Annotated in this window: 25 protein-coding genes and 2 tRNA genes; 12 read left to right on the top strand and 15 right to left on the bottom strand. The window is 71.5% G+C overall.

Annotation, left to right across the window (positions count from 1 at the left end):
* A complete protein-coding gene (locus tag ACLQ28_RS02050; protein WP_425684470.1) occupies window positions 1-510 on the bottom strand; it encodes a GNAT family N-acetyltransferase in 510 nt (169 codons plus the stop codon).
* Window positions 507-728, bottom strand: coding sequence for a biotin/lipoyl-binding carrier protein (locus tag ACLQ28_RS02045; protein ID WP_425684752.1), 222 nt, complete (start codon window positions 726-728; stop codon window positions 507-509). Before ACLQ28_RS02045 ends, ACLQ28_RS02050 begins: the two co-directional genes overlap by 4 nt.
* 219 nt (window positions 729-947) lie before the next feature.
* Between ACLQ28_RS02045 and ACLQ28_RS02040 the strand changes: the two genes are divergently transcribed.
* Window positions 948-1,022 (top strand): 50S ribosomal protein bL37, encoded by a 75-nt coding sequence (locus ACLQ28_RS02040; RefSeq protein WP_369814844.1) that lies wholly within the window; start codon window positions 948-950, stop codon window positions 1,020-1,022.
* 123 nt (window positions 1,023-1,145) lie between these two features.
* Here ACLQ28_RS02040 and rsrA read toward each other — a convergent pair whose 3' ends face one another.
* The 5 genes from rsrA to ACLQ28_RS02015 form a co-directional block, all read right to left on the bottom strand.
* The gene (gene rsrA, locus ACLQ28_RS02035) at window positions 1,146-1,433 is read right to left on the bottom strand and encodes a mycothiol system anti-sigma-R factor (protein WP_425684469.1); all 288 of its coding nucleotides are present in this window, start codon (window positions 1,431-1,433) and stop codon (window positions 1,146-1,148) included.
* 1 nt (window position 1,434) lies between these two features.
* Window positions 1,435-2,262 carry a sigma-70 family RNA polymerase sigma factor gene (locus ACLQ28_RS02030; protein ID WP_425684468.1) on the bottom strand — a complete coding sequence of 276 codons (828 nt, stop codon included), beginning with the start codon at window positions 2,260-2,262 and terminating at the stop codon, window positions 1,435-1,437.
* A 274-nt stretch (window positions 2,263-2,536) separates the two neighbouring features.
* The gene (locus ACLQ28_RS02025) at window positions 2,537-3,157 is read right to left on the bottom strand and encodes an alpha/beta family hydrolase (RefSeq protein ID WP_425684467.1); all 621 of its coding nucleotides are present in this window, start codon (window positions 3,155-3,157) and stop codon (window positions 2,537-2,539) included.
* A gap of 52 nt (window positions 3,158-3,209) precedes the next feature.
* On the bottom strand, window positions 3,210-3,602 hold the full coding sequence (locus ACLQ28_RS02020; RefSeq protein ID WP_425684466.1) for a WhiB family transcriptional regulator: 393 nt from the start codon (window positions 3,600-3,602) through the stop codon (window positions 3,210-3,212).
* A gap of 196 nt (window positions 3,603-3,798) precedes the next feature.
* Window positions 3,799-4,500 carry an SOS response-associated peptidase gene (locus ACLQ28_RS02015; RefSeq protein WP_425684465.1) on the bottom strand — a complete coding sequence of 234 codons (702 nt, stop codon included), beginning with the start codon at window positions 4,498-4,500 and terminating at the stop codon, window positions 3,799-3,801.
* A 103-nt stretch (window positions 4,501-4,603) separates the two neighbouring features.
* Between ACLQ28_RS02015 and aroA the strand changes: the two genes are divergently transcribed.
* From aroA to ACLQ28_RS01995, 4 genes are read left to right on the top strand one after another with little or no spacing between them, the layout of a single operon-like run.
* Window positions 4,604-5,905: a 3-phosphoshikimate 1-carboxyvinyltransferase gene (aroA, locus tag ACLQ28_RS02010; protein ID WP_425684464.1), complete on the top strand. Its 1,302-nt coding sequence runs from the start codon at window positions 4,604-4,606 to the stop codon at window positions 5,903-5,905.
* A gap of 55 nt (window positions 5,906-5,960) precedes the next feature.
* Entirely contained in the window at window positions 5,961-7,037 is a 1,077-nt protein-coding gene (rsgA, locus tag ACLQ28_RS02005) for a ribosome small subunit-dependent GTPase A (protein ID WP_425684463.1), read from the top strand.
* A gap of 28 nt (window positions 7,038-7,065) precedes the next feature.
* A complete protein-coding gene (gene hisN / locus ACLQ28_RS02000; protein WP_425684462.1) occupies window positions 7,066-7,884 on the top strand; it encodes a histidinol-phosphatase in 819 nt (272 codons plus the stop codon).
* Window positions 7,885-7,943: 59 nt separating this feature from the next.
* A complete protein-coding gene (locus tag ACLQ28_RS01995; protein WP_425684751.1) occupies window positions 7,944-8,798 on the top strand; it encodes a hypothetical protein in 855 nt (284 codons plus the stop codon).
* Between the two features lie 137 nt (window positions 8,799-8,935).
* Here the strand turns inward: ACLQ28_RS01995 and ACLQ28_RS01990 are convergent, their stop codons facing one another.
* On the bottom strand, window positions 8,936-10,135 hold the full coding sequence (locus tag ACLQ28_RS01990) for a glycosyltransferase (protein ID WP_425684461.1): 1,200 nt from the start codon (window positions 10,133-10,135) through the stop codon (window positions 8,936-8,938).
* 224 nt (window positions 10,136-10,359) lie between these two features.
* Between ACLQ28_RS01990 and ACLQ28_RS01985 the strand changes: the two genes are divergently transcribed.
* From ACLQ28_RS01985 to ACLQ28_RS01975, 3 genes are all read left to right on the top strand, one after another.
* A complete protein-coding gene (locus tag ACLQ28_RS01985; protein ID WP_425684460.1) occupies window positions 10,360-11,361 on the top strand; it encodes an SDR family oxidoreductase in 1,002 nt (333 codons plus the stop codon).
* Window positions 11,358-12,158 (top strand): ATP-binding protein, encoded by an 801-nt coding sequence (locus ACLQ28_RS01980; protein WP_425684459.1) that lies wholly within the window; start codon window positions 11,358-11,360, stop codon window positions 12,156-12,158. The genes ACLQ28_RS01985 and ACLQ28_RS01980 overlap by 4 nt, the downstream gene beginning before the upstream one ends.
* Before the next feature lie 89 nt (window positions 12,159-12,247).
* The gene (locus ACLQ28_RS01975) at window positions 12,248-12,820 is read left to right on the top strand and encodes a DUF5709 domain-containing protein (RefSeq protein WP_425684458.1); all 573 of its coding nucleotides are present in this window, start codon (window positions 12,248-12,250) and stop codon (window positions 12,818-12,820) included.
* Window positions 12,821-12,854: 34 nt separating this feature from the next.
* Here ACLQ28_RS01975 and ACLQ28_RS01970 read toward each other — a convergent pair whose 3' ends face one another.
* Together ACLQ28_RS01970 and macS are read right to left on the bottom strand one after the other, a co-directional pair.
* Complete coding sequence (locus ACLQ28_RS01970; protein WP_425684750.1) at window positions 12,855-13,508, bottom strand: response regulator; 654 nt, start codon at window positions 13,506-13,508, stop codon at window positions 12,855-12,857.
* A 14-nt stretch (window positions 13,509-13,522) separates the two neighbouring features.
* A complete protein-coding gene (gene macS / locus ACLQ28_RS01965) occupies window positions 13,523-14,662 on the bottom strand; it encodes a MacS family sensor histidine kinase (protein ID WP_425684457.1) in 1,140 nt (379 codons plus the stop codon).
* A gap of 120 nt (window positions 14,663-14,782) precedes the next feature.
* Here macS and ACLQ28_RS01960 point away from each other — a divergent pair, with 120 nt between their 5' ends.
* A complete protein-coding gene (locus ACLQ28_RS01960) occupies window positions 14,783-15,238 on the top strand; it encodes an ATP-binding protein (RefSeq protein ID WP_425684456.1) in 456 nt (151 codons plus the stop codon).
* A gap of 136 nt (window positions 15,239-15,374) precedes the next feature.
* On the opposite strand, the gene ACLQ28_RS01955 is transcribed toward ACLQ28_RS01960, so the two are convergent.
* Window positions 15,375-16,313: a ribose-phosphate diphosphokinase gene (locus ACLQ28_RS01955; protein ID WP_425684455.1), complete on the bottom strand. Its 939-nt coding sequence runs from the start codon at window positions 16,311-16,313 to the stop codon at window positions 15,375-15,377.
* Between the two features lie 102 nt (window positions 16,314-16,415).
* Here ACLQ28_RS01955 and glpK point away from each other — a divergent pair, with 102 nt between their 5' ends.
* Together glpK and ACLQ28_RS01945 are read left to right on the top strand one after the other, a co-directional pair.
* On the top strand, window positions 16,416-17,900 hold the full coding sequence (glpK, locus tag ACLQ28_RS01950) for a glycerol kinase GlpK (RefSeq protein WP_425684454.1): 1,485 nt from the start codon (window positions 16,416-16,418) through the stop codon (window positions 17,898-17,900).
* 3 nt (window positions 17,901-17,903) lie between these two features.
* Window positions 17,904-18,440: a pyridoxamine 5'-phosphate oxidase family protein gene (locus tag ACLQ28_RS01945; RefSeq protein WP_425684453.1), complete on the top strand. Its 537-nt coding sequence runs from the start codon at window positions 17,904-17,906 to the stop codon at window positions 18,438-18,440.
* Here ACLQ28_RS01945 and ACLQ28_RS01940 read toward each other — a convergent pair.
* A complete protein-coding gene (locus ACLQ28_RS01940; protein ID WP_425684452.1) occupies window positions 18,418-19,251 on the bottom strand; it encodes a phosphoribosylaminoimidazolesuccinocarboxamide synthase in 834 nt (277 codons plus the stop codon). The genes ACLQ28_RS01945 and ACLQ28_RS01940 overlap by 23 nt on opposite strands.
* A 137-nt stretch (window positions 19,252-19,388) precedes the next feature.
* On the opposite strand from ACLQ28_RS01940, the gene ACLQ28_RS01935 reads away from it, so the two are divergent.
* The gene (locus ACLQ28_RS01935) at window positions 19,389-20,720 is read left to right on the top strand and encodes an ABC transporter substrate-binding protein (RefSeq protein WP_425684451.1); all 1,332 of its coding nucleotides are present in this window, start codon (window positions 19,389-19,391) and stop codon (window positions 20,718-20,720) included.
* A 58-nt stretch (window positions 20,721-20,778) separates the two neighbouring features.
* Here ACLQ28_RS01935 and ACLQ28_RS01930 read toward each other — a convergent pair whose 3' ends face one another.
* The 3 genes from ACLQ28_RS01930 to ACLQ28_RS01920 form a co-directional block, all read right to left on the bottom strand.
* Window positions 20,779-21,030: a hypothetical protein gene (locus ACLQ28_RS01930; RefSeq protein WP_425684450.1), complete on the bottom strand. Its 252-nt coding sequence runs from the start codon at window positions 21,028-21,030 to the stop codon at window positions 20,779-20,781.
* A gap of 176 nt (window positions 21,031-21,206) precedes the next feature.
* Window positions 21,207-21,280 (bottom strand) — tRNA-Met (locus tag ACLQ28_RS01925).
* A gap of 157 nt (window positions 21,281-21,437) precedes the next feature.
* Window positions 21,438-21,511, bottom strand: a tRNA-Met gene (locus tag ACLQ28_RS01920).
* Window positions 21,512-21,513: the final 2 nt, after the last annotated feature.

The following is a 21,513-nucleotide window of genomic DNA, read 5'->3' as shown; positions in this document are numbered from 1 at the left end:
TCAGCCGCGGGTCAGGTCCAGTCGCAGGCCGAGCAGGTCCACGTCCGCCGCCGGCGACCAATCCTTCTCCGGTGCGCGGACGAACCCGAGCCGCGAGTAGAGCCGGTGCGCCGAATCGGCCATCCCGGCCCGGACGCAGATCACGACCGCCGTGCAGCCCAGCTCGGCCGCGCGGTCGACACACGCCTTGGCCAGCGCGGCACCGACACCCCGCCCCTGAGCGCCCGGGTCGACCGCGAGCATCCGGAACTCCGCCTCGCCCGGACCGGACAACTCGGCGAACGGGGTGCCCGGCAGCACGAAGGTCACCGAGCCGAGCACTGCCCCGGTCGCCTCGTCGACCGCGACCAGCACCTCGCCGCTGACGGCCCGGGTCGACACGTCGGCCAGCACCGTGCCGTACCCGTGTTCGCCCTTGAGTTGGCCGTCCGCCTCGTACGCGGCCACGGTCAGCCGGGCCACCGCCGCGAAGTCGGCCGGCTCCGCAGGACGAACCCGCAGCCCGCTCAAGCGATCACCGCAATGAGGTCGCCGTCCTGCACGACGTCGCCCTCGTGCACGGCGAGCTGCTCAAGCACACCGTCGGACTCGGCGATGACCGGGATCTCCATCTTCATCGACTCGAGGATCACCAGGGTGTCGCCCTCGGTCACGGTGTCACCTGCCGTGGCGACGACCTTCCAGACGTTCGCCACCATCTCGGCGCGGATCTCCTCGGCCATGTCCAGGCCCTCCCTTTTCGCGATGTGCCTGCCGACGTATCCAATCATGCGGCTGCCGACGATGGGCGCGCAGCGGCACGGCCGGGATAGCGCGCCCGCCCTGGGGAAGGCGGCGGGTGTCGCCCGCACTACCATCAGCGGGTCGGACCCGATGCCGGGCCGCCGGCGGGTACACGGCGCCGCGGTCGTACGCAGAGCGGATCCACCCATCACGAGGAGGTCAGCATGGCGAAGAAGTCCCGGAAGAAGAAGGCCCGTAAGAAGAGCGCCGCGAACCACGGCAAGCGTCCCAACTCCTGAACGGGTCGGCGGGCCGTCGGCCCGTCACCGATCAGCTTGACCCGGCCGACGCCGGGTACACCGGTGGCCCGGGTCGACATCGACCCGGGCCACCGGTCTTGGTCCGTCAGATACGACCGACGCTCAGTCGGCCAGCTCGCGGGAATCCCTGGTCTCGAAGACCACCAGCTCGGTGAGCTTGACCCGCAGTCGCTCGCGTAGGTCGTCCGGCGCGGTCTCGTTGCCGCAGCAACGAGCCACCAACGCCCGCACCTCCTGCTCGAGCCCGTACTCGCGCAGGCAGGGCCCGCACTCGTCCAGGTGGTGCCGGATCAGCGGGCGCCGTTCGTCGGCGCACTCCAGATCCAGGTAGAGGTAGACCTCCGCGAGCACTTCGCGGCAATCTGTCTCGTGCGGCTCCCCACAGCTCACGTCACACCTCCCGGCCGGCAGCGGCGGCAGTCGAGCCCTTCGCTGAGCGGGCCGCACTGAAGCCCCGCTCCCCGGCGTAGCGCTCGAGCAGCTTGCGCAGATTACGACGGCCCCGGTGCAGACGCGACATCACGGTGCCGATCGGCGTGCCCATGATGTCCGCGACCTCCTTGTACGAGAAGCCCTCGACATCGGTGAGGTAGACGGCCAGGCGGAACTCCTCCGGCAGCTGCTGGAGGGCCTCCTTGACGTCGCTGTCCGGCAGCCGGTCCAGCGCCTCGGTCTCGGCGGAGCGCAGCCCGCTCGAGGTGTGCGACTCGGCCTCGGCGAGCTGCCAGTCGGTGATCTCCTCGGTGGGCGCCTGGATCGGCTGGCGCTGCCGTTTGCGGTAGGAGTTGATGTAGGTGTTGGTCAGGATCCGGTAGAGCCAGGCCTTGAGGTTCGTGCCCTGCTCAAACTGGTGGAAGGCCGCGTACGCCTTCAGGTAGGTCTCCTGGACCAGGTCCTCGGCATCCGCCGGGTTGCGCGTCATCCGCAGCCCAGCAGCGTAGAGCTGATCGACGAATGGCATCGCGTCCCGCTCGAATCGGGCCCTGCGCTCGTCCGTCTTCTCGGTGGTCAACCGCACATCCCCTCGCGTCGGATGCTTTCCCGCCGAGGATACGCGCAAGGACCTGCCCGCAGATTCACTTCCGGCCGGTGTGCCCGTGCTCACCGCACCCGCCACGCCTGGTCCCGCCGTCGCGGGCCACTCTGGGCCATCCAGCAGCCGCTTCAGCTGCCGGGCCTCCCGTTCGTCCCGTTCCAGGCTCCGTGTCTCGGTCGGCACCGGTCACCCCCCTCGCAAAAAAGTCGTCCGGGGGTAGTAACGCGAGATGACCACTGGGGCATTCCGGCCGACCCTCCCGTTCCTGGTCCCGGCCCCGACGGCGGCCGGCGCTGGGACCAGGAAGGGCCTGGGAGGACTGGTATCGCCTGTCCAGATCGGGCCGGCGGCACCATCGGATGCAACGACCCGCGCCAGGCACGGGAAACGGTCGTCCGGGCGAGCCGGGCTCGGCCGGCCGTGCCGGGCCGAAGCGCGACGGGCCGGCCACGCCGGATCAGTCGGGCGCGGCCCAGCCGTGGGCGCACAGCCAATCCCGTACGAGAGCAGCGGTGCCGGCCGGATCCCGCCGCAGGTCGTGCGTCTCCCCCGGACGGGTCAGCACCTGCACTCCCGGCCCTGGCTCCGGCGTCCCGAACGGGTCCCGGTCGCCGTTGACGACAAGCGTCGGCAGGCCAGTGGCCAGCTCGGCGGCCCGTGAGCGCTCTGGCCGCCCGGGCGGGTGCAGCGGAAAGGCCAACGCGAGCACGCCGAGGGCGCCCACCGCTCGGGCCGTCCGGCAGGCCACCCGAGCGCCGCTGGATCGACCGCCCACCAGCACCGTCGGAACGTCGGCGTGCCGGTCGCGCAGCACGGCGAGCACCGCGGTCCAGGCCTCGTCGAGGTGACCTGCCGGTGCCGGCGCGCGTCGACCGGCGACCCGATAGGGCTGGGTCACCCGGACCACCGCCAGGCCGGCGGCGACCGACGCGTCCCGGACCGCGAGCAGGTCGGGGGCGTCGACGCTGCCGCCCGCGCCGTGCCCGAGCACGAGCAGAGCGGTGGCGGGGCGGACCGGCAGATCGGTGTCGATCCGCGCCGAACCGCGCGCAGTGGCGATCTCGTCGCTGACTAGCACTGACCCATTCTGCGCCGCCTGGCCGGCGACGGGTGCGGACCGGGCCCGCCGATCAGCTCAGCGGCACCAGAGTGAGCAGGCGATCCCGCACCGGCGGGCCAGCGTCGTCGACGGCGTCCGGGTCCGGTTCGACCTCGCCGCGCCAGGCGACAAGCATCGCCCGCCGCTCGCGGGGCGTGGTGGCCCCCCAGACGCCATGGCAGTCGCCGACGTCGAGGGCCCAGGCCAGGCAGGACCCCTGCACGTCACAACTGCGGCAAAGCGCAACGGCAGCATCCGCCGGCTCGTTCGGTGCCGGAAAGAAAGTCTCCGGATCGACGGCCTGACAGGTGCCTCTGGTGCGCCACGCGTCGTCTTGTTGTCGTTCCCGCACGGCTCGCAGCAACCGTGGGTCTCGCCGCGCCGCAGCCACCTCGTGCGGCCGGGGCATACGCGCCCGTGTCATCCACCCACCTCCCCCGTGGGACCGGCAAGATCGGTGGACGCCGTCCGCCCCGTGCGAATCGACAGCCACTACCGGCGCTGTGTTCTATCGCACTTCGCAACACCGGGACAAGGGTCTGCCGGGAACATGACTGAACAGCCAGGAGACGAATCGCGCGCAACCCTGGCAAATCGGCACCCGACGATGCGCCTCGGCCTCAGAACAAAGTCAATTCCTGCGGAGTCACCGCCGGCACCCGGGCGGTCAAATGAGGTCCGTCGTTGCGAACGTCGCCCACCGCCGCACCCACCGGGCGGATCTCCAACCCAGCGAGCCGCTCCACCGACGCCGGGACGAGCAGCCGCTCCGGCTCGTCGGTCGGCGCCAGCCACGACGACCAGTGCTCGGGCGGCAGCAGCACCGGCATCCGGTCGTGCACCTCGGCCAGGTCGCCGAGCGCCGCGGTGGTCAGCACGCTGAACGTGAGCCGGGTGTCGGCCTCGGACCCCCAGACCGACCAGATGCCGGCCAGGGCGAGCACCGAGCCATCGCTGGGGGTCATGTAGTAGGCCTGCCGCCCACCGTCGGGCTTGCGTACCCACTCGTACCAGCCGTCGGCCGGGACCAGGCAACGGCGACGGGCGAACGACCCGGCATACGCCCGGCTGGTGGCCACCGTCTCCGCTCGCGCATTGATCATGCGGGCAGCCCCGGCAGCGGACCGGGACCAGTGCGGCAGCAGACCCCAGCGACCGACGCAGAGGCTGCGATGCCCCTCCGGGCTGACCCGGACCAGCGGCACCGGATCGGTCGGCGCGACGTTGTGATCCGGTCCGAGCAGGCCGTCCGTGTCGTCAGACGACTCGAACAGCGCGCTCAGCTCGCCGGAGCTCCGAGTCGTCGCGTACCTGCCGCACATGAGCCACACGCTAACGCGTCAAAGGCCCCGTCGGCTGTCCCGCCAACCGGGAGTAGGACCGCCGGTTCCCGCAGCCCAGCGGCCGACACGGCAGAATGTAACCGTGGGGAACCTGACCGCGACCCGGCCGCCACAGCCGTGGACCGCACCGACCGCATCCGACCCGGTGACGGCGACGCTGCGCCTGCCCGGTTCCAAATCGATGACCGCGCGGGCCCTGGTGCTCAGCGCGCTGGCCGCCGGCCCGTCAACGCTGGCCGGGCCGTTACGCGCCCGCGACACCGAGTTGATGGCCGCCGGCCTGCGGGCGATGGGCGCGCACGTCTCGATCAGCGACGACGAGCGCTGGCTGGTGCGGCCGCACCCGCTGGTCGGCCCCGCCCACGTCGACGTGGGCTTGGCCGGCACCGTGATGCGGTTCGTGCCGCCGGTGGCCGGGCTGACCGACGGGCAGGTCACCTTCGACGGCGACCCCCATGCCCGCACCCGGCCGCTCGGCCCGCTGGTCGGGGCGCTGCGCTCGCTGGGCGTCCGGATCGACGTCACCGGCGCGGGCAGCCTGCCGCTGACCGTGTTCGGCACCGGCCGGGTCACCGGCGGTGCGGTGGTGATCGACGCGTCCGCCTCCAGCCAACTCGTCTCCGGGTTGCTGCTGGCCGCCCCGCGCTTCGACCGGGGCGTCGTGGTGCGGCACGTCGGCCCGCCGGTGCCGTCCGCGCCGCACCTTCGGATGACGGTGCAGATGTTGCGTGCCGCTGGCGCGGCCGTCGACGACACCACTCCCGACGTGTGGACCGTCGAGCCCGGCCCGCTCACCGGGCGCGGCTGGCAAATCGAACCAGACCTCTCCGGCGCGGTGCCGTTCTTCGCCGCCGCCCTGGTCACCGGCGGCGAGGTGACCCTGCAAGGCTGGCCACACAGCAGCGCGCAGCCGGTCGAGCAACTCCGCTCGCTGCTGCAACGGATGGGCGGCGAGGTCACCCTCTCCACCAGCGGGCTGACCGTCCGCGGCACCGGTGTGGTGCACGGCCTGACCGCCGACCTCTCCGACGTCAGCGAGCTGACCCCGGCGCTGACCGCACTGGCCATGCTCGCCGACTCGCCGTCGGTCTTCACCGGCATCGGGCACATCCGGGGCCACGAGACCGACCGGCTGACCGCGCTCGCGCGCGAGTTCACGGCGCTCGGGGCGGACGTCACCGAAGCGCCGGACGGGCTGGAGATCCGGCCCCGGCCGCTGCGCGGCGGCGTGTTCCACACCTACCAGGATCACCGGATGGCGCATTCCGCCGCAGTGGCCGGGCTCGCCGTTCCCGGCATCGAGGTGGACGACGTGGGGTGTACCTCCAAGACCATGCCCGAGTTCCCGGCACTATGGTCAGCGATGGTGACCGGCAAGAGCTGACGCGAGAAGAGGACAGGTCCTGGCGACCAAACGGCGGGAGTACGACGAGGACGACGTGCGGGTCCGGCCCGGAAAGTCGTCGCGCCCGCGTACGCGCACCCGACCTCAGCACGCGGACGCCGTCGACGGTTTCGTCATCGCCGTCGACCGGGGGCGCTACCAGTGTGTGCTGGCCGGGGCCGAGCGCGGCGTGGTGGGAGCCGAGCTGCCCACGGTCACCGCGATGCGGGCCCGTGAGCTGGGCCGCAAGTCGGTGGTGGTCGGCGACCGGGTCAGCCTGGTCGGGGACACGTCCGGGGCGGAGGGCGCCCTCGCCCGCATCGTCCGGATCGCCGAGCGCCGCTCGGTGCTGCGCCGCACCGCCGACGACGACGAGACCACCGCCGAGGGCCGCCTGGAACGGGTGGTGGTGGCCAACGCCGACCAGTTGGTGATCGTCAGCGCGCTGGCCGACCCGCCGCCGCGCACCGGGTTCATCGACCGCTGCCTGGTGGCCGCGTACGACGCGGACGTCGAGCCGCTGCTCTGCCTCACCAAGGCCGACCTGGCCGGGCCGGAGGAGGTGCTGGGCTACTACACCGAGTTGGAGCTGCCGTACGTGCTCAACCGCCCCGACTCCGACCTGGGCGCACTGCGTGCGCTACTGAGCGGCAAGGTGTCGGTGCTGGTCGGGCACTCCGGGGTGGGCAAGTCGACCCTGGTCAACCGCCTCGTCCCGGACGCCCTACGCGCGGTCGGCGTGGTCAGCGCGATCGGCCGTGGCCGGCACACCTCCACCAGCGCGGTCGCGCTGCGGTTGCCACCGGTGCCCGGCGTCGACACCGACCCGGGCTGGATCATCGACACCCCAGGGATCCGCAGCTTCGGGCTGGCGCACGTCTCGGCCGACAGCCTGCTGCACGGCTTCCCGGACCTGGTCGAGGGCACCGTCGACTGCCCGCCCAACTGCCAGCACACGGCCGACGAGGCCGCCTGCGGGCTGGATGCCTGGGTGGCTGCCGGCAAGGCCGATCCGCGCCGGCTGGCCTCGTACCGCCGGTTGCTCGCCTCCCGCGCCGGCGAGGGTGACTCGCGTGGTGAGAGCGACCAGCGCGGGCCCGGCGAGGGTGACCGGCGCGGGCCCGACGAGTGAGCCGATGGGCGTCGGCTAGGTTGCCGGCATGACCGGGTACGCCGACGACCTCGCCCTCGCCCACCTGCTCGCCGACCGGGCCGACGCCATCGCCACGGCCCGGTTCCGCGCGCTCGACCTGCGGGTCGAGGCGAAACCCGACCTGACGCCGGTCTCGGACGCGGACACCGCCGTGGAGCGGGAGATCCGCGCCCTGTTGGCCGAGCACCGGCCAGCCGACGGGCTGCTCGGCGAGGAGTTCGGGGCGCAGCCGGCCAGCGACCCGGACGGCCGTCGTTGGATCATCGACCCGATCGACGGCACCAAGAACTTCGTCCGTGGTGTGCCGGTCTGGGCCACCCTGATCGCGCTCTACGACGGCGACCGGCCGGCGGTCGGCGTGGTGTCCGCACCGGCGCTGGGCCGGCGTTGGTGGGCGAGCGCGGGCGCGGGCGCGTACGCCGGGCCGGGCCCCGCCGCAGGCGAGCGGATCGGGGTGTCGGCGGTGCACCGGATCGCGGACGCCAGCTTCTGCTACTCGTCGCTGAACGGGTGGGAGCGCGCCGGGCGGCTCGACGCGATGCTCGACGTGATGCGGGCCAGTTGGCGCAGCCGGGCGTACGGCGACTTCTACGGTTACATGCTGCTGGCTGAGGGCGCACTGGACGTGATGGTCGAGCCGGAGTTGTCGCTGTGGGACGTGGCGGCGCTGGTGCCGATCATCACCGAGGCGGGTGGCACGGTCACGGATCTGTTCGGTCGACCGGCCCCAGCGGGTGCCCCTGGCACTGACAGCAGCGTGGTGGCCACCAACGGTGTGCTGCACGCCGACATCCTCACCCGGCTCGATCGTCCAGCCGAGCGCTGACTCCCGCCAACCTCTATCCTCGCCAGGTGGTCTCCTCCGGCTGGTGCTTCCTCGCGGCGATGATCGTCGCGTACGGCTTCGCCAACCTCCTCCAGTCGGTGGCCGCGGCCCGCACCACGGTCCATCACACCTTCGATCCGGGCCTGCTGCTGCGCCTCGCCGGGCACCGGACATACCTGGTCGGCCTGGGCTGCCAGATCGGCGGATTCGTGCTCGCCTTTCTGGCCCGACGGGATCTGCCGCTGTTCCTCGTGCAGGCGAGCGTCGCGGCCGGGCTGGGGGTGACCGCCATCCTCGGCGTGCTGGTGCTGAAGTGGCGGTTACCGGTGGCGGAGGTGGTGCTGCTGGGCCTGCTCTTCGCCGGGATCACCGCGCTGGTGCTGTCCGCTCGGCCTGCGCCGTCGAAACAACTCGGCACCGCTGGTTCGATCGCCCTGTTGGTGGCACTCGGCGTCATCGCGGTGCTCGGTGTCTTCGCCGTCCGGCTGTGCGGGGCACCTGGTTCGGTGGCCCTCGGTTCGCTGGCCGGGTTGGCGTTCAGTTCGGCGGCGGTGGCCGCTCGCCCCTTGGCGTCCGCGCCGTCCGCCGAGGCGTTCCTCGCCGACCCGCTCTTCTACCTGCTGATTGCCCACTCGATCGTCGGTCAGCTGCTGCTCGGTCTGGCCATGCAGCGTGGCTCGACGACCGCCGCGGTCGCCGCGATGGACGCCGCCGGTGCGGTGCCGGCCGCGATCGTCGGTCTGCTGCTGCTCAACGACAAGATCTGGCCGGGGCGGGAATGGTTGGCCGCAGCCGGTTTCCTGGTCACCCTGGCGGCGGTGATCGGGCTGACCCGGTATGCCGAGCCGCAGCAGCAACGCTCGGCAGCACGCCGCCGCGACCAGGCGATGATCGCCGTCGGTCGGCCGGGCTGACGGTCCGGGCCGCCCGGCGAGGAACGTCGCCGCACTGCCCTCCTTCGGCTACGCGATCTTGCACTTTCTGCCCCGACCTAAGGGGCATGTCATGCAAAACGGCGACCGAAACTGCAAGATCGCCCGGGCTGACCCCACTAGGCCTCGACGGGTTTGCGGCGGCTCACCACCCGCTCGTAGAGGCGCTCCAATGCACCGGCGGTGCGCTCCCACGTGTAGCTGCTGCGCACCCGGTCCACCGCGGCGTGCCCGTACGCGAAACGGCCGGCGTTGTCGGCGAGCAACCGGCGCAACGAGACTCCGAGTGCCCGCACGTCGCCGGGGGGCACCAGTCGGCCGGTGACCTCGTCGACGACGGCGTCCGCCAGGCCGCCCATCGCGTAGCCGATCACGGGCACTCCGCAGGCCATCGCCTCCAGCGACACCCGCCCGGCGGAGGAGTAGTGCGGCGTGCAGGCGACCACGTCCGCCGACCGGTACCAGGTGGCCATCTGGTCGTGCGGCACTGCCCCGACGAGTCGCACCTGGTCGACGACGCCGATCTGCTCGGCCAGCTCGCGCAGCCGTCGCGCCTCCGCGTGGTTGACCAACTGGTCGGCCGGTGGCCCACCAGCGATCACCAGCTCGGCGTCACCGACCAGACGCATCGCCCGAATCAGGTCCTCCTGACCGTGCCCTGCGGAGAGTGAGCCCACGGAGAGGATGCGGGCCCGTTGTTCGCGCGGTGCCGCCTCGCCGTCGGGCTGGAACTGCTCGATGTCCACCCCGGCCGGCACCAACGCGACCGAGCTGCGTTGCAGACCCATCCGGGTGAGCTCGTCGACCTCGTCGTTCGACTGGGCCACGGCGATGTCCACCGCCCGGGTCAGCGCGCGTTCCAGCGTGATCCGCTCCCCCGGCCCGTCGTAGTGGCCACCCAGGTGGCGCAGCTGCTCGACGCCGAGCGAGTGGAACGTCTGCACCACCGGGATGTCGGTCTCTCGGACGGCGTGCGCGGCGGCCAGGCCGCCGACCCAGTAGTGCCCGTGCACCACCTCGGGCCGCCAGGCACCGGACCACTCGTCGGCCAACCAACGGCCGAATTCCGTCACGTACGGGATGAGCTCGGCGGTCGGTAGCGGGGTGGGCGGGCCAGCGGGCACCTGGTGCACCTGGTAGCCGTCGATGTCAGCCGTCGCCGGCAGCCCGGGGGCGTCCCGGCGATCGTAGAGCCGGACGTCGTGGCCTCGCTCGGCCAACTCGGCGGCGACCCGTGCGATGTGCTGTCGGGTGCCGACCGGTGGGCCGTCGGCGTGGCGGTACGAGCTGGCGTGCGCGCAGACGAGGCCGACGCGCATGGGTCACCTCCCTGCGATCTTTCCTCGGCAGTGGTCCTCCCGTTCAGAGCGTCCCATTAACCTCGGGGCCCGGAGTCGAAACCTGGCAGATCAGGAAGAGTCCGCGCAGGTGCCACCGACGCTTGCGCAACAGCAACCACAAGAGCCACATTGCCGGCCGCTTCCACGATGATCAACATCCGGTCCCTGGTATGACCAGGCCCAGGCGGGGGTACCGCTCAGGAATGCCGCTGACCCGCAGCCTCGACGATTCGACCGTGGTGATCACCGGCGCGTCCAGCGGGATCGGCACGGCGACCGCGTACGCGGTGGCCCGCCGGGGTGCCGCCGTCGTGCTGGCCGCCCGCAGCGAGCCGGCCCTACGACAGGTCGCGCGGCGCTGCTGGGAGTTGGGCGGCCGGGCACTGGTCGTGCCGACCGACGTGACCGACCTGGAGTCGGTGCAACGGTTGGCCGATCGGGCGGCAGCCGAGTTCGGCCGGATCGACGCCTGGGTGAACAACGCCGCGGTGAGCGCGGTGGGTCTGTTCGACGAGATTCCGGTCGCCGAGTTCCGCCGGGTGCTGGAGGTCAACCTGCTCGGGGCGGTGCACGGCATCAAGGCGGCACTGCCGTACCTCACCGCTGCCGGTGGTGGAGTGCTGGTCAACAACGCCTCGGTGCTGGCCGAGGTGGCCATGCCGTACCAGTCGGCGTACAACGCCACCAAGCACGGCATCCGGGGGCTGGCCGACACGGTCCGGCAGGAGCTGCGGGTCACCGGTCGCGGTCAGATCTCCGTCTGCACCGTGCTGCCAGCCACCATCGACACCCCGTTCTTCCGGCACGCGGGCAACTACAGCGGCCGTGAGCTGGTGCCACCGCCCCCGATCTACCCGCCGGAGATGGTCGCCGAGACCATCGTCCGACTGCTGCGCCGGCCGCGCCGCGAGGCGTACGCCGGCGGTGCGGCCCGGCTGCTCGGCCTGCAATGGCGGCTGGCGCCCGCGCTGGTGGAGCGCACCCTTGGCTGGTACGCCCACCGCACCCAGTTCGGTCCGGGCGCCCGGATGGACAGCAGCGGCAACATGTTCCAAGCCGACGCCCAGGCCCAGCGGGACGGCGGCTGGCACGGCCGACGGCGTCAGTTGGTGCGGATGACCGCCGCGTTCGGTCTTGCCGCGGCCGGCACCGCGGTCGGCACGATGGCGGCGATCAACCGCCGGTCCCGGATGGACCACCGATGACCGCCACCGAGCGCCCGAATGCGCGGACCGTCACCGACGCGCACAATGGGGCGATCATGTCGAGCTGTCTCGTGGAGATCGACGACTCGTCGGCGGTGATCCGGCTGACCGGTGTGCTCGACGCCGCAGGAGCCGAGGCGGTACGCGGCGCGCTGCTCGCCCGACTCTGCGACCGACCGGGCCCGGTGGTGGCCGACGTGACGGGGCTGCGGGTCGTCGACCCGCCCGGGCGGAACGTCTTCGCCGAGGTTCGCCGGGAGATCGCCGACTGGCCCGCCGCGGATCTGCTGCTGTGTGACCTGGCGGCGGACCGGCCCGACCACGCGGACGCACCGTTGGCGGGTGTGCCGGTCTGGCCGACTGTGGACGACGCGTTGGCCGCGGTCGCGGCGGCACCGCTGGCGGCAGTGCTCACCGCCGAACTGACCCCGATGGTGGAGGCGGCCCGGCAGGCCCGCGAGCTGGTCACCACCGGTTGCCAACGCTGGGGCATGCCGACGCTCATCGACCCGGCGTGCATCGCGATCACCGAGATGGTCAACAACGTGGTGGCGCACGCCCGAACTCCGATGACGGTGCGGCTGGCGCCCCAGGGCAGCACTATGCACCTGGCGGTTCGCGACCACTCCCCGCATCAGCCGACGTTCGCCGGTCTCTCCCCACCAACCCGGATCGGCGGCCGGGGCATGCTTTTGATCGACACCGTGGCTCGCCGCTGGGGCAGCAGCGCCGTACCGGACGGCAAGGTCGTCTGGTGCGTGCTGCACCCGGACGACGAGGCCGCCGCTCCCGCGTGACGGGGCCTTTCGCCTCCGGTGTCGGTTTCGCCACGGCATCGCCGGCGGTGCTCCGGTTATGGCGGCAGGGCAGCGGGTAGTGATCAGACATGCGCGACAACGAGTACCCGACCCCCGTGTCCGACACCGAGGCGCAAGGGCTGCCCGACACCGCCGATGACGACTCGACCGCCAACGACGATGTGCTCACCGGGCGCGAGGCGGACGGCCCGGACCCGGCCCAACTGCCCGGCGACCGGACGCCGGTGGCGGTGGACCGGTTCGGCACGACCGCCGAGGAGCAGCTCGACGGTGAGTCGTTGGACTACAAGCTCGACCGCGAGGTGTACGAGCGTCCGGCGGATGATCCGCTGGCCGGGACGATCGACCCGAAGATCGCTCTCGAGGCGGACAACCTGGAAGCTGCGGCGGAGGCCCAACTGGACGCCGACGTGATCAACCCGGGGCCCACCTCGGACCCGAACTCGCCGGTCTCCCTCTACGACCACGGCCAACTCGGCACGGTGGCCGACGCCACGGTGGGCCGGCTGGTCGAACCCGACGAGGGGTCGCACACCGACCAGGAGACCGATTCGGTGGCATACGACGCCGGTTCCGCTGGCGGCGGGGCGACGGCCGAGGAGTTGGCCATCCACGAGACGGAGCCGCCGCGCTCGGTCTGACCTGGGTCAGTCGTTCAGCTCGGTCTGACCTGGGTCAGTCGTCCAGGCCGCGCTCGATGGCGTACCGGGTCAGCTCGACGCGGTTGTGCAGTTGCAGTTTGCCCAGGGTGTTCTGCACGTGGTTCTGCACTGTGCGGTGCGACAGTCCGAGCCGCTGCGCGATCTGCTTGTACGACATGCCCTTCGCCACCAGCCGCAGCACCTCGGTCTCCCGGTCGGTGAGCCGTGGCGTTGCGGGCTCCCCGCTGCTGGCCGGGTCGGCCCCCTGCTGCGGTCCGGCGGCCAGCCGGCGGTACTCGCCGAGGACGAGCCCGGCCAGGCCGGGGGTGAAGACCGCGTTGCCGTCCGCGGTGCGCCGCACCGCATCGAGGAAATCGGCGGGCGCGGTCGACTTGATCAGGTAACCGGTGGCTCCTGCCTTGACCGCGTCCAGCACGCTCTGCTGTTCGCCACTGGCGCTGAGCATCAGCACCCGCACGTCGGGCAGTGCCGCCCGCAGCCCCAGGATCACCTCGACGCCGGAAATATCCGGTAGTTGCAGGTCGAGGACGACCACGTCGGGCCGGGCCGCGGCGGCCACCCGGATGGCCTGTCGTCCCTCCCCGCTTGTCGCCACCACCAGGAAACCGGCCTCGGTCAGGTCCCGGGCCACGCCCTCCCGCCACATCGGATGGTCGTCGACCACCATCACCCGTGTCGGGTTCACCGCTGCACCCTCGGCACGGTCAACTCGATCTCGGTGCCAGCCTCGGGGGCCGACACGATCCGAACCGTCCCGCCCAGGTCGGCCACCCGGCCCCGGATCGACTGGGTCACGCCGAGCCGGCCCTGGGCGGCTGCCTCGGCCAGCCGGCCGTCCGGGATGCCCGGCCCCTCGTCGCGGATCGACACGGTCACCGTCGCCCCCTCGTCCTCGATCAGCACCCAGGCCCGCCCGCCAGCGTGCCGCCCCACGTTGTCCAGGGCCGCGCCGGTCGCGGCGGCCAGCTCTCCAGCCACCCGACGAGGCAGCGGCACCGGGGTGGCCGGGGCGGAGAGCGCCACCGCCGGCGAGGCGTAGCCGCCGAGGAGGGTCCGCAGGTCCACCGCGGCGGCCTCGGAGCCGTCCGGGTCCACGGCAGCGACCGGGCTGGCGCCACCGATCAAGGCCCGCAACGCGGCCTCCTGCTCGCCGGCCAGCCGGGCCAACTCGCCGGCCTCACCGGGCAGGTCAGCGCCACGCCGCTGCACCAGCGCCAGCACCTGAAGGACCGAGTCGTGGATACCGCGGGCCAGCCGCTCCCGCTCCCGGGTCGCGGCCTCCAACTCCACCGCGCGTTGCAGCCGTTCCTCGGCGCTCGCCGCGAGCCGAGCCACGTGCCCGACCACCACTCCGGCGAGCAGCATCAGGATCACCCCGGTGAACGAGGACTGGCCGATCCGCTCCCGGGTGGTCAGGTCCGCGCCGGCGACCAGCAACGCTGCGATCGTGCCTCGCCGCCGGCCGCCGGAGACCGCCCAGGCCAGCACGGGGCCGGCCATCCAGGCCACCCCCATGGTGGGTACGCCGGTGGCGAGCGCCGCCCGACCGACCACCGACGGGGTGGCCAGCACGACGGCCAGTACCACCCCGAGGTCGGCCAACAGCAGCGGCCAGCGCCGCCAGGCCGGTCGGGCGTACCCGATCGCGGTCGCCCCGGTCCAGGTGGTCATCACGAGGAGCAGGGCGCCGACGGCGTACGGGTGGGCGTACCGGTCGGCGTCGCGGATCGCGAGAACGAGGACGTACGCCAGGGACGCCAGCCGGAAAACCGTGAGCGCACGCCACAGCGGCATCTCGAATCCACCTGGCGGCGACGGCATGGCGGTCAGGATGCCACAACCGGGCCAGTGGCACGGCGAGCAGCGAGTGCGGTTCGGGAAACCCTGACGTACGGTGGAAAAGCCGCGAAGCACTTCGAGATCCGCCGCCGGGACGGGCCCATGACCAACGCAGATCCGCACGCACCGCGTACGGTTGTGCCCATCGAACCTGCCCTCCTGATCGCCGATGCCTTCGACCAGGCCCAGGTGACCGAGATTCGACACTCGGTCACCTCCTGGGCGCACGCCTCCGGGCTCGCCGGCCAACGGCTGGACGACTTCGTGCTCGCGATCAACGAGTTGATTACCAACGCGGTGCGGCACGGCGGCGGGCGCGGGTGGCTGCGGCTCTGGCACGAGGCAGGGCTGTTGGTGTGCGAGGTCGCCGACCACGGGCACGGGATCAGCCCGCAGCGGCTGGGCGACCGTACTCGGCCGGCCGCGGACACCGCTGGCGGCTGGGGCCTCTGGCTGGCCCGCGAGCTGACCGACGCCATGGAGGTCGTCACCAGCGCCGCCGGCACCACAGTCCGCGTCACCACAGGCCTCACCAGCCCCAGCCACACCCCGAACTAACCCACCCCGCGCCCGCGCCCCCCACCCCCGGCGATCTTGCACTTACTGTTGCGACAAAACCACCCAGACCCGCATATCTCGGGGACAGAAACCGCAAGATCGCGGGCTGGTGGTCGCGGGGACGGGGACGGGAGGGTTAGGCGAAGAGGGCGGAGACGGACTCTCCGTTGTGGATCCGACGCATGGCTTCGGACAGGGCGGGGGCCACCGACAGGACCTGCAGCTTGGGGACCAACTTGGCGGCCGAGATGGGCACCGTGTTGGTGCAGACGATCTCCAGAACGCCGTCCTGGTCGCTGAGCCGCTGCAACGCGTCACCGGAGAAGAGCCCGTGCGTGCAGGCGAGCCGGATCGAGCGGACCTTCAGGTCGCGCAGATGCTCCATCAGCTCGACCACCGTGCTGCCCTTGGCGATCTCGTCGTCCAACACGATGACGTCCCGGTCGGTCACCTCGCCGATCACCGCGCTGATCTTGACCAGGTCGTCGCTGAACCGCTGCTTCGCCCCGGCCGCGACCGGCGTGCCGAGCAGCCGGGCGAAGGCCGCAGCCTCCTTGGCGTTGCCGAGGTCGGGTGAGACCACCACGGTGTTGCTGAGGTCGTAGCGCCGGAAGTGGGTGGCCAACTCCCGCAGCGCGTGCAGGTGATCCACGGGAACGCTGAAGAAGCCGTGGACCTGCGGCGAGTGCAGGGTCATCGCGAGCACCCGGTCCGCCCCGGCCGACGTGAGCAGATCGGCGACGAGCCGGGCACCGATCGAAATCCGCGGCGCGTCCTTCTTGTCCGAGCGGGCGTACGCGTAGTGCGGCAACACCACAGTGATCCGGCCGGCGGACGCACCCCGGGCGGCGTCGATCATCAGGAGCAGCTCGACCAGGTTCTCCTGCACTGGCGGCACCAGCGGCTGGATCAGGAAGACGTCGCGCTCCCGGCAGTTGGCCTGCAACTGCACTTCCAAGCAGTCGTTCGCGAACCGGGACACCCGCACCGGATGCAGCGGCACCCCCAGGTGGGTGCAGATTTCGGCAGCCAGGTCGGGATGGGCAGTTCCACTGAAAACGGCGATGTCGCGCACGTTCGCACATCGTAGGCGAAGCGGCCGCCGGCGGACGGCGGCGGGCCGCATCCGGCCGTGACGCATGTCGCACCGCGCAGCCGGTCCGGGTACGGTGCTGCGGTGACCCCCCAGTACGTCGCCGCCATCGACCAGGGCACCACCTCCTCGCGGTGCATCGTCTTCGACCGGGCCGGGGAGATCGTCGCCGTGGCCCAGCGCGAACATCGGCAGATCTTCCCGCAACCCGGCTGGGTGGAGCACGACGCCGAGGAGATCTGGGACAACGTCCAGCAGGTGGTCTCCGAGGCGCTGCGGGCCGCTGGCACCGACGCGGGTGGGTTGGCCGCCGTCGGCATCACCAACCAGCGGGAGACCACCGTCGTATGGGACCGGGCCACCGGCCGCCCGGTGGCCAACGCCATCGTCTGGCAGGACACCCGGACCGGGCCGCTGCTGCGCGAGCTGGCTTCGGCGTACGGCGAGGAGCGGTTCCGCGCCCGCACCGGCCTGCCGCTGGCCACCTACTTCGCCGGGCCGAAGCTGCGCTGGCTGCTCGACGAGTTCGACGGCCTGCGCGAGCGTGCCGAGCGCGGCGAGGTGCTCTTCGGCACCATGGACAGCTGGCTGATCTGGAAGCTGACCGGCGAGCACGTCACTGACGTGACCAACGCCAGCCGGACCATGCTCATGGACCTCACCACCCTCGACTGGGCGCCGGACCTGCTGGACGCGATGGGTGTCCCGCCAGCGATGCTGCCGGAGATCCGCTGCTCGGCCGAGGTGTACGGCCACGCCACCGGAGTGCTCGCCGGGGTGCCGGTGGCCAGCGCACTCGGCGACCAGCAGGCCGCCCTGTTCGGGCAGGCCTGCTTCCAGCCGGGCGAGGCGAAGTGCACCTACGGCACCGGCAGCTTCCTGCTGCTCAACACCGGCGCGAGCCCGGTCCCGTCCACGCACGGCCTGCTCACCACGGTTGCCTATCGGATCAAGGGCCAACCGCCGGCGTACGCCCTGGAGGGCGCCATCGCGGTCACCGGCTCGCTGGTGCAGTGGTTACGGGACAACCTCGGGTTGATCTCCACTGCCGCGGAGGTGGAGGAGCTGGCGCGCACCGTGGACGACAACGGCGGCTGCTACGTCGTGCCGGCGTTCTCCGGGCTGTTCGCCCCGCACTGGCGCAGCGACGCGCGTGGTGTGATCGCCGGCCTGACCGGCTACATCACCAAGGGGCACCTGGCCCGGGCGGCACTGGAGGCGTCGGCATGGCAGACCCGTGAGGTGGTCGACGCCATGAACGCCGACTCCGACGTGGCGCTGCGCCGACTCCGAGTGGACGGTGGGATGACCGCCAACGCGTTGCTCATGCAGTTCCTCGCGGACGTGCTCGACGTGCCGGTGGTGCGGTCCCGCATCACCGAGACGACCTGCCTGGGGGCCGCGTACGCGGCCGGTCTGGCGGTCGGCTTCTGGCCCGACCTGGCCACCCTGCGGTCGCAGTGGCGCTCCGACGCGCAGTGGAAGCCGACCATGGCCCCGGAGTTGCGCGACCGGGAGTTGCACAACTGGCGCAAGGCCGTGCAGCGCACCCTCAACTGGATGGAGTGACCGATGCCCGTCACCAACCCCTGGCTGGGCGGCCCCAGCCCGCGAGAACGCCTCGACCGACCGAGGTTGGAGGAGCGGATCCTCAACCTGCTGTCGTCGCAGAACATGTGTGTGCTGGCCACCACCGGCCCGGACGGCCCGTTGGCCACTCCTGTGCGCTACTTCCACCTTGATTTCGCGCTGATGTTCACCGCAGCGGCAAACTCACCGAAGATGCGCAACATCGCCGCCGACCCCCGGGTGTCGATCGGCGTCTTCGCCCCGCTGGTCGGCCAGGCCAGTAGCCGAGGCGCACAGGTCTTCGGCCAGGCTCGGATCCTCGATCCACAGGATGAGGACTTCGCCCACTACTGGCCGGCCATCCGCTGGCAGTCCGACCACGTCGAGCGGTCACGCAACCTGGACGAGCCGCCCGACGGGCCGCTGGTGGTGGTGGAAGCGGATCGGATCGTCTACACAGAGCACTGGCTGCGCCGCGACGGCTACGCGCCGCGCCAGTTCTGGACCCGTCCGGCGGTCACTCCCAGCGGTTGCCGGTGAGCTTCTCGTAGACGTCGATGTAGCGCGCCCGGGTCGCCTCGACCACCTCGGCCGGCAGGTCCGGGGCCGGGCCCTGCTTGTCCCAGCCGGTCCCGGTGGCCCAGTCCCGCACGTACTGCTTGTCGTAGGAGAACTGCACCCGGCCCGGCTGGTACGACTCGGCCGGCCAGAACCGCGACGAGTCGGAGGTGAGCAGCTCGTCGGCGAGGACCAGCGTGCCGTCCGGCGCCCAGCCAAACTCGAGCTTGGTGTCGGCGACCAGGATGCCCCGGTCGGCGGCCAGCTCCGCGCCGCGCCGGTAGACGTCGAGGGTGATCTGCCGCAGTCGCTCGGCGGTCGCCTCGCCCACCTTGTCCACCATGTCGTCGTACGTGATGGGTTCGTCGTGCTCGCCCATCGGGGCCTTGCTCGACGGCGTGAAGATCGGCTCGGGCAGGATCGACGCCTCGCCCAGCCCTCGCGGCAGTGGTACGCCGGAGACGGCGCCGGTCCGCTCGTACTCCCGCAGGCCGCCGCCGGTGAGGTAGCCGCGAGCGACGCACTCGATCGGGAGGATGTCCAGCCGCTGGCACCGGATGGCCCGCCCGGCGAACTCGGCGGGCACGTCGGTGGCGGAGATGACGTGGTTCGGCACCAGGTCGGCGAGCTGCTCGAACCACCACAGCGAGAGTGCGGTGAGCAGGCGACCCTTGTCCGGGATCGGCGTCGGCAGCGAAACGTCGTAGATCGAGATGCGGTCCGAGGCGACCAGGATCAGATCCTCGCCGTCGGCGTAGATGTCCCGAGCCTTGCCAGAGTGCAGAAGTTCCACGCGCCCTAGTACACCATGTGCCGTCGGAAGGCCCGAGCCGACCACCCTCGCCGGGGTGACCGGACGGACGTTGACACCTTCGTGCGCTGCCTGCGTGAATGGTCCGACCGCCGCCCTCGCAGGTCCAGGAGACCCCCGTGCCCGTTGTTCGACCCCCGATCGATCGCCTCGGCGCCGACCCGGGCCGGCGCCGACTGCTCACCGCGCTGCTCGGTGCACCCCTGCTCGCGTCCGGTGGGCTGGCAGGGTGCAGCGACCGCACCGCCACCTCGAGTCAGGACGGGCCGGTCGAGCTGTCGGTCTTCTGGTGGGGTGGCACCAAGCGGGCGGAGCTGACCGAGAAGGTGCTGCGGCTCTACTCGGAGCGGAACCCTCGGGTCACCTTCCGGGTCACCTGGCAGGGTGCCGACGGCTATTACGACCGACTGGCCACCCAGGCGATCGGTGGGAACGTCCCGGACCTGGTCCAGATCGACGACGCGATGCTGACCGAGTACACCCAACGTCAGATCATCCTCGACCTCACCGACCGGGTCGCCGACCATCGCCTGGATCTGCGGGGCCTGTCAGAGGGTCTGATCCGCTACGGCACGGTGGAGGGGCGGACGATGGCGGTGGCTGGCGGGCAGACCCACGCCGTCGTGGTCTTCAACCGGGACCTGCTGCGGGACCTGCGAGTGCCGGAGCCACGCGGCGGAATGACCTGGGCCGAGTACGTCTCCTGGGCGGAAGAGGTCACCGATGCCAGCGACGGCCAGGTGGCCGGCACCATGGACGCGTCCGGTGACTACCGGGCGCTCTGGCTCTGGCTGCGCTCGCAGGGTGGCGAGTTCTACCGAGGCAACGAGCTCGGTTTCGGCGCGGACGAGCTGATCGCGTGGTTCGAGCTGTGGCAGCGGGCCCGCCGTGGACGGGCCACACCCGGGGCGACGCTTGTCGAGCAGGCCGACAGCGGAGACCCGGCCCAGCAACTGGTGGTGACCGGATTGACCGCTGCCTCCTTCGCCTGGTCGCATCAACTGCCCGAGCTGCAACGACTCACCATGTCCGAGTTGGGCATCGTGGGCCTCCCCGGCCCACCGGGCGCCCAGTGGGCACGGGCGTCGATGTACTGGGCGGCGTTTCGGGGCACCCGCCACCCGGATGCCGTCGCCGACGTGATCAACTTCTTGACCACCAACGGTGAGGCCGGGACTGTCCTCGGCCACGAGCGTGGGCTGAACGCCAGCCTTCCCGTCCGCCGCTACGCCGAGGGCAGCATCACCGACCCGGCCCAGAAGCGTGTCGCCGCGTTCGGGGCGAGCATCGACGACCTGCTCGGGCCGGCACCGGCGCCGCCGCCCAAGGGGCACCCCAAGGTGCGCACCCTGCTGGTCACCGCCGCCGAGCGCATCCGCGTCAAGCGCGACGGGACCCGCGAGGCCACCGCGCGCTTCCTGTCCCAAGCCATCGCGGCCCTGGCGGAGTGAGCACCGGCGGCCGGCCCCCGGCCGGCCGCTGGTGACCTGTCGTTACCCCTCGGCCAGGTCAGCGGGGCGGGCCACCCCGACGGTTGCGGGTCAGGCGCAGCACCAGGAACACGATGACCGCGACCACCACCAGGCAGCAGAGCAGGCCGAGGACATTGAAGCCGCCGCCGCTGCGTCGCCGCCGAGCGGCCTCCACCACCAGCTCGCCGGTGCCCGTGGATGCCCAGGCCGCAACGGGCACGAAGACCGCCAGTACGACCGCACCGAGGACCGCGCTCAGGCGGCCCCACCACTTACCGAATGAAGACATGTGCCCATCCTCGCTGAGGGGCGCAACCTGGGCACGTCGGTCCACGCCGAATCTTGGAGTCGAGAGTGCTCTCTCGGTGGGACCGCCGAGGTGCAGCGACTTCTCTTCGTCAGCACAGGCAGCAAACAAGCCCGGCCCCCACATCGTGGGGGCCGGGCTTGTTTCACTTCCATTTGTAGCGGGGACAGGATTTGAACCTGCGACCTCTGGGTTATGAGCCCAGCGAGCTACCGAGCTGCTCCACCCCGCGTCGACTGGTTAACCTTAACCCACCCGTCCTGGCGATGATCAGCGGGGGTCGCCAACCGCTCCGGACGCCCGCAGCCAGAAATAACGCCCGCAGCCAGGAATGTCGAAAGCCCGCCTCCGATGATCCGGAGACGGGCTTCGAACTGGTGTTTCTCTCGTAGCGGGGACAGGATTTGAACCTGCGACCTCTGGGTTATGAGCCCAGCGAGCTACCGAGCTGCTCCACCCCGCGTC

It is taken from the genome of Micromonospora sp. DT201, from assembly GCF_049841575.1.
Taxonomy (GTDB): Bacteria; Actinomycetota; Actinomycetes; order Mycobacteriales; family Micromonosporaceae; genus Micromonospora.
This window is presented reverse-complemented; position numbering and strand designations above follow the sequence as displayed.

Excerpts from the sequence above, each read along its gene's own strand:
- ACLQ28_RS02020 (WP_425684466.1), bottom strand. The coding sequence starts at position 3,602 with ATGACACGGGCGCGTATGCCCCGGCCGCACGAGGTGGCTGCGGCGCGG.
- ACLQ28_RS02015 (WP_425684465.1), bottom strand. The coding sequence starts at position 4,500 with ATGTGCGGCAGGTACGCGACGACTCGGAGCTCCGGCGAGCTGAGCGCG.
- hisN (WP_425684462.1), top strand. The coding sequence starts at position 7,066 with ATGACCGGGTACGCCGACGACCTCGCCCTCGCCCACCTGCTCGCCGAC.
- ACLQ28_RS01995 (WP_425684751.1), top strand. The coding sequence starts at position 7,944 with ATGATCGTCGCGTACGGCTTCGCCAACCTCCTCCAGTCGGTGGCCGCG.
- ACLQ28_RS01990 (WP_425684461.1), bottom strand. The coding sequence starts at position 10,135 with ATGCGCGTCGGCCTCGTCTGCGCGCACGCCAGCTCGTACCGCCACGCC.
- ACLQ28_RS01985 (WP_425684460.1), top strand. The coding sequence starts at position 10,360 with ATGCCGCTGACCCGCAGCCTCGACGATTCGACCGTGGTGATCACCGGC.
- ACLQ28_RS01980 (WP_425684459.1), top strand. The coding sequence starts at position 11,358 with ATGACCGCCACCGAGCGCCCGAATGCGCGGACCGTCACCGACGCGCAC.
- ACLQ28_RS01975 (WP_425684458.1), top strand. The coding sequence starts at position 12,248 with ATGCGCGACAACGAGTACCCGACCCCCGTGTCCGACACCGAGGCGCAA.
- ACLQ28_RS01970 (WP_425684750.1), bottom strand. The coding sequence starts at position 13,508 with ATGGTGGTCGACGACCATCCGATGTGGCGGGAGGGCGTGGCCCGGGAC.
- macS (WP_425684457.1), bottom strand. The coding sequence starts at position 14,662 with ATGCCGTCGCCGCCAGGTGGATTCGAGATGCCGCTGTGGCGTGCGCTC.
- ACLQ28_RS01960 (WP_425684456.1), top strand. The coding sequence starts at position 14,783 with ATGACCAACGCAGATCCGCACGCACCGCGTACGGTTGTGCCCATCGAA.
- ACLQ28_RS01945 (WP_425684453.1), top strand. The coding sequence starts at position 17,904 with ATGCCCGTCACCAACCCCTGGCTGGGCGGCCCCAGCCCGCGAGAACGC.
- ACLQ28_RS01930 (WP_425684450.1), bottom strand. The coding sequence starts at position 21,030 with ATGTCTTCATTCGGTAAGTGGTGGGGCCGCCTGAGCGCGGTCCTCGGT.